At 32.0% G+C, this 16,516-nt stretch carries 14 protein-coding genes and 1 pseudogene; 8 read left to right on the top strand and 7 right to left on the bottom strand.

Annotated elements, in window-relative coordinates:
- Positions 1-62: 62 nt before the first annotated feature.
- Positions 63-1,811 carry a ComEC/Rec2 family competence protein gene (locus tag AMQ68_RS15470; RefSeq protein ID WP_241775165.1) on the bottom strand — a complete coding sequence of 583 codons (1,749 nt, stop codon included), beginning with the start codon at positions 1,809-1,811 and terminating at the stop codon, positions 63-65.
- Positions 1,812-1,972: 161 nt separating this feature from the next.
- Positions 1,973-3,074: pseudogene (gene lpxB, locus AMQ68_RS15465) on the bottom strand (lipid-A-disaccharide synthase).
- Between the two features lie 163 nt (positions 3,075-3,237).
- On the opposite strand from lpxB, the gene AMQ68_RS15460 reads away from it, so the two are divergent.
- The 3 genes from AMQ68_RS15460 to AMQ68_RS15450 all read left to right on the top strand — a co-directional run bounded on the left by AMQ68_RS15460 (position 3,238) and on the right by AMQ68_RS15450 (position 5,758).
- Positions 3,238-3,747: a DUF2480 family protein gene (locus AMQ68_RS15460; protein WP_054511531.1), complete on the top strand. Its 510-nt coding sequence runs from the start codon at positions 3,238-3,240 to the stop codon at positions 3,745-3,747.
- Positions 3,748-3,750: 3 nt separating this feature from the next.
- Entirely contained in the window at positions 3,751-5,019 is a 1,269-nt protein-coding gene (locus tag AMQ68_RS15455) for a DUF2723 domain-containing protein (RefSeq protein WP_054511530.1), read from the top strand.
- A 79-nt stretch (positions 5,020-5,098) separates the two neighbouring features.
- A complete protein-coding gene (locus AMQ68_RS15450) occupies positions 5,099-5,758 on the top strand; it encodes a DUF937 domain-containing protein (protein WP_054511529.1) in 660 nt (219 codons plus the stop codon).
- Between the two features lie 59 nt (positions 5,759-5,817).
- Here AMQ68_RS15450 and AMQ68_RS24730 read toward each other — a convergent pair whose 3' ends face one another.
- Together AMQ68_RS24730 and AMQ68_RS15445 are read right to left on the bottom strand one after the other, a co-directional pair.
- Positions 5,818-5,937 carry a 30S ribosomal protein THX gene (locus AMQ68_RS24730; RefSeq protein ID WP_071254860.1) on the bottom strand — a complete coding sequence of 40 codons (120 nt, stop codon included), beginning with the start codon at positions 5,935-5,937 and terminating at the stop codon, positions 5,818-5,820.
- 161 nt (positions 5,938-6,098) lie between these two features.
- Positions 6,099-7,493 carry an MATE family efflux transporter gene (locus AMQ68_RS15445; RefSeq protein WP_054511528.1) on the bottom strand — a complete coding sequence of 465 codons (1,395 nt, stop codon included), beginning with the start codon at positions 7,491-7,493 and terminating at the stop codon, positions 6,099-6,101.
- 305 nt (positions 7,494-7,798) lie between these two features.
- On the opposite strand from AMQ68_RS15445, the gene AMQ68_RS15440 reads away from it, so the two are divergent.
- The 5 genes from AMQ68_RS15440 to AMQ68_RS15420 all read left to right on the top strand — a co-directional run bounded on the left by AMQ68_RS15440 (position 7,799) and on the right by AMQ68_RS15420 (position 13,844).
- A complete protein-coding gene (locus AMQ68_RS15440) occupies positions 7,799-9,034 on the top strand; it encodes a hypothetical protein (protein WP_054511527.1) in 1,236 nt (411 codons plus the stop codon).
- A 16-nt stretch (positions 9,035-9,050) separates the two neighbouring features.
- Positions 9,051-9,830: a T9SS type A sorting domain-containing protein gene (locus tag AMQ68_RS15435; protein ID WP_054511526.1), complete on the top strand. Its 780-nt coding sequence runs from the start codon at positions 9,051-9,053 to the stop codon at positions 9,828-9,830.
- A 174-nt stretch (positions 9,831-10,004) separates the two neighbouring features.
- Positions 10,005-11,759, top strand: a complete 1,755-nt coding sequence (aspS, locus tag AMQ68_RS15430; RefSeq protein ID WP_054511525.1) for an aspartate--tRNA ligase — start codon at positions 10,005-10,007, stop codon at positions 11,757-11,759.
- A gap of 49 nt (positions 11,760-11,808) precedes the next feature.
- Positions 11,809-12,405 carry a hypothetical protein gene (locus AMQ68_RS15425; protein WP_054511524.1) on the top strand — a complete coding sequence of 199 codons (597 nt, stop codon included), beginning with the start codon at positions 11,809-11,811 and terminating at the stop codon, positions 12,403-12,405.
- Between the two features lie 290 nt (positions 12,406-12,695).
- Positions 12,696-13,844: a hypothetical protein gene (locus AMQ68_RS15420; protein ID WP_054511523.1), complete on the top strand. Its 1,149-nt coding sequence runs from the start codon at positions 12,696-12,698 to the stop codon at positions 13,842-13,844.
- Positions 13,845-14,094: 250 nt separating this feature from the next.
- Here AMQ68_RS15420 and AMQ68_RS15415 read toward each other — a convergent pair whose 3' ends face one another.
- From AMQ68_RS15415 to yajC, 3 genes are all read right to left on the bottom strand, one after another.
- Positions 14,095-14,940 (bottom strand): mechanosensitive ion channel family protein, encoded by an 846-nt coding sequence (locus tag AMQ68_RS15415; RefSeq protein WP_054511522.1) that lies wholly within the window; start codon positions 14,938-14,940, stop codon positions 14,095-14,097.
- A 196-nt stretch (positions 14,941-15,136) separates the two neighbouring features.
- Entirely contained in the window at positions 15,137-15,871 is a 735-nt protein-coding gene (locus tag AMQ68_RS15410) for an SDR family NAD(P)-dependent oxidoreductase (RefSeq protein ID WP_054511521.1), read from the bottom strand.
- 267 nt (positions 15,872-16,138) lie between these two features.
- A complete protein-coding gene (yajC, locus tag AMQ68_RS15405) occupies positions 16,139-16,513 on the bottom strand; it encodes a preprotein translocase subunit YajC (protein ID WP_054511520.1) in 375 nt (124 codons plus the stop codon).
- Between the last annotated feature and the right edge of the window lie 3 nt (positions 16,514-16,516).

Raw genomic sequence — 16,516 nt, 5'->3', positions numbered from 1 at the left:
TAATCTTTCTAAATAAAGCTATAAAGCATTATAAATAAAGGAAAAACGAAAAAGGGTGACAATTAATTTATATGGTAAACTTTACCCTTATACACCACCTTTTGTGTTAAAGTTGGAAAAAATTTCACTTCAATCGCTTGTAATCTCCTTGAAGATTTGTATGGATTAATAATATATTTAGTAATCTTATCAAGATTTGAATTATTTTCAACCCAAAAACAAACTTCATTTCCTTTTCTCACAGAAAATACTTTATGTTTATAAAAATCATGAATCAGAACTTCTTCATTTTGATATTCAATTGTGTTACAACTTATTCTTATAATTAAAAACACAAAAACGGCCATTACCAATCTCGCTGAATTTTTATAATTGAATTTTAAAATGGCAAACCTCAGCAAATACACGATCACAAAAAGCGAAAGGACCTCCATTAAATTCATGGGAATGTTTTCAAAAAACATGGAAAAATCAGCGAACCAATGAATTCCTTTCAACAAAATTTTAATGGTAAAATCATATACAATATCGATTAAAGTAAAATCAATGTTAAAAGCAATCAAACCAGTCATTAAAAATGAAAAGACAATAATAATTTCCGAAAAAGGGACAATAATAAAATTCGCCAAAATTGAAATAAATGAAAATTGATGGAAATAATACAATACCAAAGGAAGTGTTGCCAGTTGCGCTGACACAGAAATTGAAATTGTATTGAAAACTAACTTTTTAAAGTAATTATCCTGTTTTGGGAAATGTTTTAAAATAGGCTGATTCAACCAAAAAATCCCAAGAACAGCCATGAAGCTTAATTGAAATCCTACATCAAAAATCTGTTGGGTATCCAGAATCAAAATAATAAAAGCAGACAATGCCAATGAATGCAAAACATCTGATTTTCTTTGAAGTAAAACATAAATAAAATACACACTCAACATAATACAAGACCGTAATACAGAGTTCCCAAACCCGATGAACGCAGCGAATAACCAAATAAATATCAGGCTTAAAATCATCACCCATTTTCTCAGCTTTAAAGAAAGAAAATACATACATAAAAAATAAAACAGTCCGAAAATAACCACAATATGGGTTCCAGAAATTGCTAAGAAATGCATTAATCCGGATGTATTAAAATCACGCACTGTTTCTGAATCTATTTCTGTTCTGTCTGCTAAAATAATCCCTTTTAGAAATTCTCTACTTTGTGGTGACATTGTAGATTGATCAATATTTTGGAGAACTTCAAGTCTTTTCTGCAGAATCTTTTCATTCCAACTTAAATCATTTCTAAAAGCAGAAGAAATTCCTTCTGACAAATAACTTTGACGATCAATATTTTTTCGCTGTAAATATTTAGCATAATTAAACTGAAAATCATATTGAGGAGGCTTCGGTTGCGTGAGATATACTTTAGCCTTGTAATAATGCTTAAAATCAAGTTCTTTACTCTTTTTTGGAATATACAGAATAGAATTAAAATCTTCTTTTTCTGATTGAGCAATTACTTCATATTTTTTGTATTTATCTGTTGAATTTAGTTTTTTAGAAATTTTAAAAACTATTGTTTGATTTTGAGAATCAATCCTTTTTTCAGAAGAAAAGGAGTTGAAAAAATGAAGAGCAATCCCTACGGCAAAAAACATTAAACCTAGCATATAAGGCTTTAGTTTAAACAAAAAATAGGATTTAAAGAATGTAAAAATTGTAATGAGTAAACAAATACCGATGATGAGAAAAACCCAATTTTCATCTACCGGAAACTTATCCTGAAAAAAAATCCCAAGAATGAAACAGGTGACCAGAATCAAAAGTGGTTGTTTATTCAAAATATTTGTGTTACTCAAAAATATTTATTTGAAATAAGAATAGCACATCAATTTTTTAGATTTTAGAAAAAAACGCCAGATTCGTCTAAAAAATAAAATATCGTAGAAAAATTTTCTACGATATTTATATGTAAGTCAATATTTTAAATTTTTAAAATCACATCGGCTGCGTGATCACTTGCTCCGCTTCCTCCTAATTTTTCTCTGAGTAATTCGTAATCTTTTAAAAGTTGATTCCTCTTCTCGCCTTCCAAAACTTTATTTAATTCTTCAACAAGGCTTTTGGTATTCAAATCATTTTGAATTAATTCTTTTACAACCTCACGATCCATAATCAAATTAACCAAAGAAATATATTTGATGTTTTTAACCAGTCTTTTGGCAATAGCATAAGAAATCTTACTTCCTCGATAACAAACCACTTCGGGAACATTCAGCAAAGCTGTTTCTAACGTAGCTGTTCCAGACGTTACCAACGCTGCTTTAGAACATCTTAATAAATCATAGGTTTTATTGGAAACAAAATGAACGTTATCGTCAACATATTTCTGATAAAACTCCTTCGGAAGACTTGGTGCCCCGGCAATTACAAATTGATAATTTTTAAAATGAGGCCTCACAGAAAGCATAATTTCGAGCATTTTTTCCACTTCCTGTTTTCTGGAACCCGGTAAAAGGGCAATGATTTCTTTTTCATTTAAACCATGCTCTTTTTTGAAATCATCAATACTAATTTCTTTCAAACTCGAAATGGCGTCTAATAGAGGATGTCCAACAAAATGAGAATGCACCCCATGCTTTTTATAAAACTCTTCTTCGAAAGGAAGAATTACCATCATTTCATCAACATATTTTTTGATGATCTCTACCCTACCTTCTTTCCAAGCCCAAAGCTGGGGAGAAATATAATAGATTACTTTGATTCCGAGCTCTTTTGCAAACTTTGCTATTCTTAAATTAAAACCAGGATAATCAACCAAAATTAAAACATCCGGTTGATGAGCCTTAATGTCTTCTTTACAAATTTTAATATTATTCAGGATCGTTCTCAGGTTCATTGCTACTTCCAAGAATCCCATGAATGCAAGATCACGGTAATGTTTTACCAATATTCCCCCTGCTCTTTCATCAGATCCCCCCCCAAAAACGAAATTCTGCGTTAGGATCTTTCTGTTTTAAAGATTTCATTAAATTGCTTCCGTGTAAATCTCCGGACGCCTCTCCTGCGATAATATAATATTCCATTTTTCCTGAAACCTTTTTATTTGTTTTTATAGTCATCAAGGACCTCCTTTTATTTTTATTGAATGATTTTTAATCATGGGAGGTTTCTATGACAAGGATAGAGAACAAATTAGAGCTTTATAAGATCTTAATTTGTAAATTTGTTCAAAGATAATGATAAAAAATGTCAGAAGAATTTGAAATCAGAAATAAAGTTGCAGAAAGCGGTTTGATAAATTTTGATCTTTCCGATCTGGTTCCTAAAGGGATAAGAAAGGGAATTGACCTTAAAGATTTCCTTTTTATGGAAATGATATTGAAGGAAAAAGATTTCCGCGAAAAAGTAGCATTGATTAATACTGAGGAATATGAGGGCACTTATATTTACATCTATAATTCAGCAGATGCTATTGTTCCTCTTTGGGCTTATTTTGTGCTAACGGCTAAACTTACAAGCGTTGCAAAAAAAATAGTATTCGGAAATCTTGAAGATCTTGAGGTTATCTTAATGCACAACGCTGTACAGACTTACGACTTTGAAGAAATGAGAGGAAAAAGAGTTTTGGTAAAAGGTTGTTCCGATAAAGAAATCCCTGAAAATGCTTATATAGAATTGGTTGAACAGTTACAACCCATCGTAAAATCTCTAATGTTTGGAGAGGCATGTTCTAATGTTCCAATTTTGAAAAATTAATAAATGTCTAAGAAGTTTTACTATTCTATTCTCTTATTTTTACTCTTCTTTTTCATTTATTATATTGGAAGTTTCAGCAGAATTCCTTTTGCTGATGCTGTAGATTTTGTACTTCTTGCAGAAAAAGGGCAATACATGCAAACGGCTACTGCTACCACACACTTCCTATATACCAACACCGTGATTTTAATCACAGATATCACAAATCTTAATGCTATAGAAGCAAGCAGATTACTGATTATTTTTTGTGCAGCAGCTACAGTTTCCGTTGTATATCTTAGTATTAAAGTTCTTGTAAAATCCGACTGGGTCGCTATCATGACCGCTTTTATATTCGGTTTTAGTTTTACTTTTTGGAAAAACACCGAAATAGTAGAGGTTTATACATACAATACCTTATGGATAAGTCTATTCTTTTTTTGTATTATTAAAACTTTTCAATCAAAGGAGAATAAATACATTCTATTAAGTGCTATTTTCCTCGGGATAAGTCTTTGGCTGCATATACAAAACATATTATTAGTACCTGCTTTTTTACTTTTCTTGTTCTATTGTAAAGCCGAAAAAAAGTCAGTTTACTCTTCACTTTTTATTTTCCTAGCTATTTTTGGATCAATGTTTATTTTGAATTCTTTAAGCGGATTGCCTTTAAATTCACCATTTTCCACAGATAGAGGTCATTGGATTGAAGAAACATTTAAAAAAAACACAGTTCAATGTATTCAGGATTTAGGAAAATCAGCAATATATCTGCTCTATAATTTTAATGTGTTTATTATTTTTGGAATAATTGGTATTATTTCATTGTACAAAACGAACAGAAAAATGTTTTTTGTGTTCTTCCTGGCTTCATTGCTAGTCTATGGTTTTGCAACATTTTATGCCGTATCCGACAATTATGTATTCTTTATACCGTTTAATCTTATTTTCGCATTGTCTATAGGATATGGTATCTCATCATCATTTGCAAAATATCCGTTGATTAAAAAATTATCGTGGGTTTGCCTTTTAATTCCTGCTTTTTATTTTCTTTCTTTTAAAGTATTGCTATCCACTTCAAAAGGGCAGGAATTTCATAATCTAAAAAGTTATAAAGGCGGATTAAATTACTATATGCTACCATGGATGAACAATAATGTTGGTATTTTGGAGTTCACTATTGATAAAAAAACGGCTCCCGAACCCATGTTTTGGATGATAGAAAGCGCAGAAGATTACATCAAAGAATTAAAAAGTAAAGGCTATACTTCTGAGGAAATAAGAAAACTTTAGTAAAAAATATTGTTAAAAAAAAATATCAAACACATTTTTTAATAACTTTGATTTACTTAATAATAAAACAAACACAAACATGAGTTTAATCGACTTACTTACAGGTAACACGGGTAACGAAGTTGCACAACAAGCTGAGAATAAATTTGGTATCAGTAAGAACCAAATAATCGCTTTATTAGCTGTAGCAGCCCCGTTGGTTATTTCTTATCTTAGAAATAAATCTCAAGATGCTAAAGAAGCAGAAGCTTTGAATAGTGCATTGGATAAAGACCATGATGGGAGTATTTTAAACGATGCTTCACAATTAGAAGCAAGACAATCTGAAGGCGGATCAATTCTAAATCATGTTTTTGGAGGTGACAAAGAAAATGTAGAGAACCAATTATCACAAAACACAGGAATTTCAATTGATAAAATTGGACCTATTCTAGCCATGCTAGCTCCTGTGATCATGGGATATATTGGAAAAGAAAAACAACAGAGCAATGTTGGTGCTGGAGGTCTAGGAGATCTTCTGGGTGGGATTTTAGGAAATGCGTCTAACCAAGCTCAGACTCAAAGTTCTAGCCCATTGAACGATATCTTAGGAAGTGTTCTTGGTAATGGACAATCACAATCTTCAGGAAATCCTCTAAATGACATTTTAGGAAGTGTTCTTGGAGGTGGAAACGCTCAACAAAAACAACAAGGAGGTGGCGGACTAGGAGATATCCTGGGAGGTCTTTTTGGAAAATAGTTTAATTTGATTATATCAAAAAAGGCCAAAGAATTTATCTTTGGTCTTTTTTATTTTCATTACTTCTTAGATTTTTCTTCTGCAACTGCAAATGATTTTGAAGCTTTTCGAAGTCTTCTCTTTCCGTAGCTTCCGTTATTAATTTTTCCTCTTCTGGATTTCTTGTCTCCTTTTCCCATAAATTAAAGTATTTTGTTGATTTATAACGAATGTAGACAATCAGATTGAGACTTCAAAACATTGCTTGTTAAAATTATTATAATGTTAGGATAGAAGTTGCAGGTTATTATTCAGGCGTAGATCTCAGACTTCATAAACATATAGCTTTCTTCTCACTTTCTCAGACTTTCATCGTTTTCCACTTTCCTTTTTTAAACAAAATAAATGCAATAACTGTTATTAGGGTTTCTGCAGCCGGAATAGAAATAAAAACACCTTTTGGACCCATTTCCAAATGTTCTGAAAGAAAATAAGCGAATGGAATCTGAAACATCCAAAATCCAAAGAAATTAACCCAAGTCGGTGTCCATGTATCTCCTGCTCCGTTAAAAGAATTAATCATAACCATTCCTATTCCATAAAAAACAAACCCAACACTCATAATGTGCAATGCATTTTTTGCGTAATTTTTAATCTCCGTTTCCTGAGTGAAAAAACCTACTAAGAAGTCTCCTAAAAAGAAAAAGATCAAACTCACAATAAGCATGAAAACAACGTTATATTTTACCGTTTTCATTACAGACTGCTCTGCTCGCAAGATTTCATTAGCTCCCATATTTTGTCCTACCAACGTAGAAGCAGCATTACTTAATCCCCAAGCCGGCAGAATAAAAAACATCATTAATCTAAGGGCAGTTTGGTACCCTGCTGAAGCATTCTCTTCACCTGTTGTAGCAACCAGTTTAGCCAGAAAAATCCAACTGCAAGATGCAATCACAAATTGAAAGATTCCAGGTGTTGCAATTTTTACAACAGAGTTTATCAGTTTAAGATTGGGTTTAAAATAATGTAATTTGATTCTAATTTGGGTATCAGCAACTAAGAGATGATATAATTGGTAAACAACCCCAATACTTCTTCCTATCGTAGTTGCAAGAGCAGCACCTGTAAGTCCCAGTGCAGGAATTGGTCCGAAACCTTTGATTAAAACAGGACACAATATAATGTTTGCAATATTGGCAATCCATAAACTTTTCATAGCGATTGCTGCATTTCCTGCTCCTCTGAAAATCCCATTAATCAAAAACAAAAGCATGATGATAACACTACTTCCCATCATGAGTCTTGTAAAATCTTTACCATATGCCGCGGCTTCCGGTTTAGATCCCATGAGAATTAAAATTTCCTCGGCATAAATCACCCCAAATACACTCAGGACAAGTGTCACAATAAAGGAAACAAATAAAACCTGTGCGGCACTTCTCGAAGCCTGCTCAGGATTCTTCTCCCCAATTCTTCTCGCTACTAAAGCGGTTGCGGCCATACTCATCCCAATAGCAATAGAATACATGACGGAAAGAACAGATTCTGTTAAACCCACAGTTTGTATCGCATATCCACTTTCTTTAAGATGTCCTACAAAATATAAGTCCACCAATGCAAAAACAGATTCCATTGCCATTTCCAACATCATAGGAATTGCCAAAAGAAGCACTGCACTTCTGATACTTATTTTGGTATAATCCACATCTTCCCCGTTGAATGCTCTTTTTAAGAAATTTAAATATCTTTTCATGATTCACTTGAATGCTTTCAAAATTACACATTCAAATATTAGTAAAAACTTATAATAAAATAATAATTCCTTATATGCACACTAATGAATTATTAAAATTAACAATATCATTATAAATATTTAAAAATTCAATAATGATAAATAATAATCTTATACTATTATCAAAATAATAAACATAATATTAATTTTAAAGCAAACACTTATACTCCTTTCCGAAAAATTTAATTTTCTATATTTTCAACGATCTTTTCAATAAGAAAAAAATCTATATTTTTGTCGAATTAACAAAAAAACTAACTATAACAATGAAAACAAAGTACCTTTTTTATGCATTGGTATGCATAATAAGTTTTGGAAAAATTAAAGCGGCCGACCTGTATGTACGTGATTTGGGAGCCGGAGGAGCTTATGCCACAATTTCTGAAGCAATAGCTGCAGCTAATGATGGTGACCGTATTATTATCAGACCTAAAACAGGAAATATTCCTTATTTAGAGAACCTTACCATTAACAAATCTCTTACTTTTGCTTCTGAAATCAATTTCAGTAAATACTATGTTCAAGGAACTATTTCTATTGTCCCTGCGGTAAATAGAGTGGTTACAATAAACAACATGTATGCTTTTCAAAGTTCGATTGCTACATCAGTAGTAACCTTATCGGGTGGAAGAGCTACTTTAAATATAATTAATTGTACTGTAGACCAAAACATTGATTTAGACAATTCTAAAAATGTAACGGCTAATGTCTCGCAAAGCTCTTGTAACGACTTATATTTTGTTCATGGAAAAATCACAGCAAATTCTCTGAGAACTCTTAATTTAACTAATGATGCTGCACCATTAGCAACAACAGATGTTCAAATAATTGCAAACTCCTTATACTTAAGTGCCGAATTTACAAGTGTAATAAGTCTCAATACAACTAGTTACCCTTTAAAAATATTTAACAATGATGCTAAAGTTCAAGGAACTAATACTATAACATATATAAATCCTGTTCTTGCAATTAATTCAATCAAAGCAAATTCTACAAATCTTATTCAAAATAACCGTTTTATCACAAGTCATACTGTAAATTCCTACGATGACACAATATCAATCAGCACAGTAAATTCTGGAATTATAAATATCGCTAATAATATCTTGATAAATCCTAGTTCGTATCAATATGATTACCATATTGGTGCCAGTTCCGCCGCTTCAGCTACAGTTATCGCTAATAATAACTTTAGTACTGAATCACTTAGATCAGCAGGAGTCGATATTTCAAGTGGAAACATTAATGGTGTTTATACAATGAATTTAACTACTGAAGTTTCTACTGGAGCTATCATAAACGCAGGTATTAATGACGACGAATATCAAGATTTGGATCTTACTAGAAATGATATAGGTCCTTTGGGAGGTTCTAACTCATGGGTGAACTACTGGCCAAGTAACGCAGGAAACAAGCCAAGAGTAATGTTCTTAAATACACCAAGAAAGGTTTATTCAGGAACCACAACTATTCAAGCTGAAGCAACAGGAATTTCCAAATAATAAAAATATGATAACAATGAACAAAAAGATATTTATATGTGCTTTTTCGTTATTTGTATTTTTATTTCAAGCGCAAGTAAAAATAAATAATGCGGAGTACTTTTGGGATGCAGATCCAGGAGAGGGAAGTGCAAATCCACTAACAGCTTTGGATGGTAATTTTGATAATGCTATTGAAGATATTTTGCAAAATAACATTGCGATTCCAGCATCTGCCGGTTTTCATGTTCTTAATGTAAGAATAAAAGATAGCCAAGGAGTATGGGGACCAATATTTAAAAATGTAATTCATACCGGAACACCTTCTATTACAGGAGCGGTAAATCTTACAAATGCAGAATATTTTTGGGATACAGATCCGGGAGAAGGAAATGCAACTGTATTAACAGCAGTAGATGGTAGCTTTGATAATGCTGTTGAAAATATTTTACAAAACAACATCCCAATTGCTCAGCCAATAGGTTTTCATATCTTTAATGTAAGAGTAAAAGATAACCAAGGAGTTTGGGGACCAACTTTTAAAAATGCTGTTTATATTGAAAGTACTGTTTTAGGAACAAAAGAAGTTAAACTTACCAAGAGTATAGTTTGCTATCCAAATCCTGCAGATGATATCATCAGCTTCAATGCAACTGGTAAAATGAACATTTATTCATTCGAAGGAAGATTAGTAATCTCTAAAGACAATGTAGATGGAAGCAAAGGTGTAAATGTATCTTCACTTATTAAAGGAAATTATATTTTAACGATAGAAAATAAAGACGGAAAATTCTCTTCTAAATTTATCAAAAAATAATTCCATTCAAAATAAATATAAATTGGTTTTGTAAAAAAATTCAATAAATAATATTTTAAAACTTCCTTCGGGAAGTTTTTTTGTTTTTAAAACCTCCAAAAATCTTATCTTTGCAAACGAAAATTAAAGACTCAAAATATTGGGTCTTAAACATTGAACTTTAAACAAATAATTATGTTTCGATCGCACACAAACGGAGAATTATCTCTAAAAAATCTTAATGAAGAAGTTACGCTTTCAGGATGGGTACAAACTATCCGTGATAAAGGATTTATGATTTGGATAGATCTTCGAGATCGTTACGGAATTACTCAGTTGGTTTTCGACCAAGACCGTTCTTCAGCGGAATTGATGGAAAATGTAAAAAAATTGGGACGTGAATTCGTAATTCAGGTTACAGGAAAAGTAATAGAAAGAGTAAGTAAAAACCCAAACATTCCAACAGGAGAAATTGAAATTTTAGTTGAAAAATTAGAAGTTCTTAATGAATCTCAACTTCCGCCTTTCACGATTGAAGATGAAACGGACGGTGGTGAAGAATTAAGAATGAAATACCGTTACTTGGATATCAGAAGAGCTCCGGTAAGAGATAAACTGATCTTCCGTCACAAAATGGCGCAGAAAGTAAGAAATTATCTTTCAGACGAAGGATTTATAGAGGTTGAAACTCCGGTCTTAATCAAATCTACTCCGGAAGGAGCAAGAGATTTCGTTGTACCAAGCAGAATGAATCCGGGACAGTTTTACGCTTTACCACAATCTCCACAGACTTTCAAACAATTGTTGATGGTTGGTGGAATGGATAAATATTTCCAGATCGTGAAATGTTTCCGTGATGAGGATTTAAGAGCCGACAGACAGCCGGAATTTACACAAATCGACTGTGAAATGGCTTTCGTAGAGCAGGAAGATGTGATGAATGTTTTTGAAGGAATGACGAAAACTCTGATCAAAGATATTACAGGTCAGGAATTCGGAACCTTCCCAAGAATGACATTCGCAGATGCCATGCAGAAATATGGGAACGACAAACCGGATATCCGTTTTGGAATGGAGTTCGTTGAATTAAACGAATTAGTAAAAGGAAAAGATTTTAAAATATTTGATGACGCTGAATTGGTTGTCGGAATCAATGTTGAAGGTTGCGCAGATTATACAAGAAAGCAAATCGACGAATTAGTGGATTGGGTAAAACGTCCTCAAATTGGAGCTTCAGGAATGGTTTGGGCTAAATTCCAGAATGACGGTGTAAAAACTTCTTCTGTGAATAAATTCTACAACGAGGAAGATTTAGCGAAGATCATCGAGAAATTTGGAGCGAAAGAAGGCGATTTAATGTTGATCCTTTCAGGAAATGAGCACAAAGTAAGAACTCAGCTTTCTGCGTTGAGAATGGAACTTGGAAACCGTTTAGGATTAAGAAAAGGAGATGTATTTGCACCACTTTGGGTTGTTGACTTCCCGTTATTGGAATTTGACGAAGAAAGTGGACGTTATCACGCGATGCACCACCCTTTCACCTCTCCAAAAACTGAAGATATTCATTTATTGGAAACTGATCCTGGAAAAGCAAGAGCCAATGCTTACGATATGGTATTGAACGGAAACGAAATTGGTGGAGGTTCTATCAGAATTTTCGATAGAGATCTTCAATCAAGAATGTTTGACTTATTAGGATTCTCAAAAGAAGAAGCAGAAGCTCAATTCGGATTCTTAATGAACGCCTTCAAATACGGAGCACCTCCTCATGGTGGTTTGGCTTTCGGATTTGACCGTTTGGTTGCTATTCTTGATGGAAATGAAGTAATTAGAGATTATATCGCATTCCCTAAGAATAATTCAGGGCGTGATGTGATGATTGATGCGCCTGCCGCAATTGCCGAAGCACAGCTCGATGAATTGGAATTACAATTGAATTTAAAAGCATAAATTTAGAGCGGAGATTTTTCTCCGCTTTTTTATTAAAACACAGATTTTAATGATGAAAGAAAAATCAAAATTTAAAATTTGGCAAATACCTCTTATCATCACTTTGTTTGTTGGAATGTATTTAGTTGCCTATGGAGCAGGTGGTAAACCCAAACTCCCTCCGTATCACAAATCTTCTTTCAAAGCTGAGTATTTTATTGGAGGACTTTGTATTTTAATTCCTCTATATCTTTACATTCGCTATATGATGGATGAGGAAGAAGGCTTTCCACTTGAAAATTTTCATAAAGACATCGTGATTCAAGATATAAAACGCCATAAGATTTGTGAGAATATAGACTTAACTCATGCTGTAATAGAAAGCTATGTTTTTGGTGTAGGAAAAAATCAAAATGATTATGCTAACATTTTCTATAATAAAAGTGATATTGAATTTGTAAAAACTAAAATTACAATTCAATATTATGATAAGTCTTTACCAATCCTCACAGCATTTACAAACATTGATAAGATTGCATTAAAAGAAATTTTTCAAAAACATTCCAACACAAAAGTTTACTTTGATAAATACATCCCCAATAACTATTATCTAGATTTGGAGTTTTTGACAGCGTTAGATATTAATGAAAATTCTAAAATCGTTTAATATTTGATTAAAAAATTGATTGGAAAGTTTTTTCCTGATATTTTGAAAGGAGCTTCTGTTTATGAACAAATAATTATTATTTATAATAAACTTATTTATTAAGGTTTTAAAGAATTTACTTTATACAAAAAACATTATTACATGCATAATTTTATTATTTAATGTAAAATAAAATCATTTTCTTCTTATCACCCAAAACACAACAACTTGATTTAAAGTTAATTAAATCAGAATCATCATTATTTAGTTCAATTTTATTGTTACTTTTATTTAACAATAAAAACTGAATTATGAAAAGAAAAAAAAATACAAACACATTAGTAATCATTTTACTACTTAGCTTTATTTCACTTTCTTCATGTAATAATGATTCTTGGACTACAAAAGAAGATGACAATATTCTTACCAACACCTGGAAAGATAATCCTTACAAATTAAACGTTATTTATTTTGTCCCTAACGATATTGATACCGTACAAAATTATAGGAAAAGGCTAAGTAATATATTATTACAATTACAAAAATTTTATGGTGACAATCTACAAAAAGCTGGATATGGCTATAAATCGTTTGGTCTTGATCTTTTATCCGATACAAAAGTTAATATTATTACCATTAAAGGAGAAAAAGGAAAAACAGCCTATTCTTATGATGAAGGATATCCTGCAGTAAAAAGTGAAATCGACAATTATTTTCTGAATAATCCTACCGCTAAGAAAAGTGAACATATATTAGTGATTATTCCTTCCTATAGTTCTGATCCTAATGATCCAGGCGGTCCCCCATTCTACGGGGTAGGTACAACTTGTTATGCATTAGATTATCCCGGAATGGATGTAGATAAACTTGGAAATCCAGGAGCACAAGGAGATCTTGCAACAAAGTGGATAGGAGGCCTTGCCCATGAGCTAGGTCATGGGCTAAATTTCCCTCATGATAAAGAACATAAGACAGATCAACCAACTTTAGGAACAGCCCTTATGGGAGCCGGAAATTACACCTATGGTAAAGAGCCTATATTTCTAACAAAAGCAGAAAGTGCAGTATTCTCTACATCTCAACCTTTTACTACGGTAAAAAAAAGCAATTGGTACACTCCGGTTCAAAATAATTTAACAAAACTTAAAGGAGAATTTATTAATAATAAAATTATTATTAGTGGAAAATATACCTCGAGCCTTCCTGTAAGTGTTATCATTGTATATCATGATACCAATGCTGACGATGAAGATAATGACTACCAAGCATTAGCTTGGGATACCTCACCTTTACAAGATCATACATTCTCTGTTGAATGCTCTTTAAATGATTTTTATAATTTATCCGGAAAATATGAACTCAGGTTAGAGTTTTATCATGAAAATGGAGAATTAGAAACACATAAATTTAAATATCAATTCGATAATGGAATCCCTAATATTTCAGTAATTGATTTCTAATAGTATGTCTCAAGCATTATTGTATAAAATCAATTTTTATATAATAATGCTAATTAATATTCATCTGTTTAGGATAAAAAATCATCTTCCTAATCCAAAATGTTATTAAATTTCAATATTAACCCTATTCTACTACATCTAGAAAATATAAGAAATAATTTTCTATTTTAAAATTTATACAAATACAAAAAATTCCCACATTTATAAATGCAGGAATAATGGTAATGAGTCTCAAACGAATAAGAATCAATTATTTATTGTAAACATGAATATCTCTTTGGGGGAAAGGAATTTCAATTCCGGCACGATCAAGAGCTACTTTACATTCTATGGTTAATTCTTCATTCATTGTCCAGAAATTTTCATTGGAAGTCGTAACTCGCACAGACAAATTGATGGCACTATCTTTAAGTTCAGTGACTACTACTTGTGGTGCAGGATCTTTAAGAGCATATTGATTATTGTTGATCACTTCCAATAATATTTCTTTTGCCTTTTTCAAGTCTGTATGATAAGAAACTCCTATATCAAACCAAGTTCTTCGGGTTCCTAGTTGTGTAAAATTAGTAATACTTTTATTTGAAATCTCTCCATTAGGAATTACAATCAATTGATTTTGTGGAGTTATTATTCTTGTATGAAAAACATCTATTCCACTCACCGTCCCCGAAACGCCTGAACTAGACGAAATAAAATCACCTATCTTAAATGGTTTTAATAATAAGATAATAATACCGCCTGCAAAATTGGTCAGTGAGCCCTGTAATGCTAAGCCTATTGCCAAGCCTGCAGCTCCTATTATCGCTACAAATACAGAGGTTTGGACTCCCAGTTGCGTCACGACAACAATGAAGAGCATAATATTGAGTCCCCATTTAATAATATTTAAAAGAAAAAGCTGTAAAGAAGCATCCATATTACGCTTTTTGAAGGCTTTCTCTAGTAATCTATTGACCATTCTTATAAGCCAAGATCCGATAAGATAGATCAGAATTGCCGAAATTACTGCTGAAATAATCTTTGGAGCCCATGCAATAGCTGAGTACATGAAGGCATCCCATTGTTGTTGGATGTTGTTCAATTTAAAATCGTTCATTTGTTTTTTATTTTATTGTTGATCTATTCAATAGGAATCAATTCCTAAAAATAATAAAAAAAAGTAATCTGAAACGTATATAAACTATTATTAATCTGAGAGATATCCCAATTTAAAACACTGAAAATATTAAATAAATCTATTTTTCAAAATCAACGAAAATAGATTGCTAAAAACAAAAATACAATGAAAAATATTACGGTAATTTAGCAACCAGACTTTCAGGTAAAGCTTTTAAAATATAATAAATAATTTTCCATTTAAAGTTCGGAACAATGCTAAAAGAGTTTTTTGCGTTGACAATAAATCTGGCCACATAATCGGGTTCCATAATCAGAGATTCATTCAATTCCAATCCTTCATTTATCTTTGTTCTGATATAGCCGATAACTAAGACATTCACGGTTATTTTTCTTGAAGCTAATTCCTGTCTTAATCCTGCTAAATATTGAGTAAATGCTGCTTTTGTACTCCCGTAAACAAAATTACTTTTTCTTCCTCTCACTCCTGAAAGCGAAGACAGTCCGATCATTCTTTCTAAGTTTTTATTATGCTCATCCATTGCAATAATATTCAAAATAGAAACAGCTCCCATATAATTGGTAATCATCATTTGCTGAGCGCCTTTAAAATCTCTCAACGCCTTTTCGTTATCAACCAAAAAACCGGCTGCATACACCGCAATATGAGGTTTTACAGGAAGTTCATCATAAAATTTTTGGTGTGAATCAAAATCAGCTGCATCAAAGTATAAAACTGTAATTTTTGATGAATTTATATTATTTCTGGTGATAAAATCCTCAAGCGATTTCGTATTTCTGGAAGCAGCAATCACTGAAAATCCTTTTTCAATATATTGAATGATACATTGCTTGGCAACATCGGAGTTTGCACCTAGGATAAGAACGGTTTTGTTTGTGTTTTGATTCATTGGGCAAAGATATTTTTTAAACACAAACTTCACAAATTTTATCACGAATAGCACAATTAATATCGTTTTTACAAAAGAGAAGTCTGCTATTAAACCATTAAGTTTTAATTAAGCTGTTAAGATTATTAAGATAGATTCTTCACTCCGCTTTGCTTCGTTCTGAATGACAGAATGCATAATTTTATGTGTAATATTGATTTTATAAAAAGAATCGGCGCGGTGAGCTTTGCTCACCGCGCCGAAACGTAATATCTTAAAAACTAAAAATTATTTATTTTCAGTTTCAATCTCTTTTTTCTCAACTGGTTTATCAGTTGTTTTTACTGCTTTATCTCCAAAACGAGTTTCTGTAAATTCTCTAGAAACAGCTGCTTTTTCGAATTTTAATTTTCCAGATAAAGTTTCAATAACGAAACCATCATCCTGAACCTGAGCAATTCTTCCGTGAAGACCAGAAGTAAGCACTACTCTAGTTCCAACTTTTAGATTCTCCTGGAAAGTTTTTTCCTTCTTTTGTTTTGCTTGTTGTGGTCTTATCATTAAGAAATAAAACCCTACAAACATTACCCCCATCATGATCAACATCATTGGAGACGAACCTCCTGCAGGTGCTGCTTGTAAAAATATTGTTAATACACTCATTAT

It is taken from the genome of Chryseobacterium sp. ERMR1:04 (assembly GCF_001297705.1).
Lineage (GTDB): Bacteria > Bacteroidota > Bacteroidia > Flavobacteriales > Weeksellaceae > Chryseobacterium.
The sequence above is the reverse complement of the archived record's forward strand: the minus strand, read 5'-3'. Positions and strand labels throughout refer to the sequence as shown.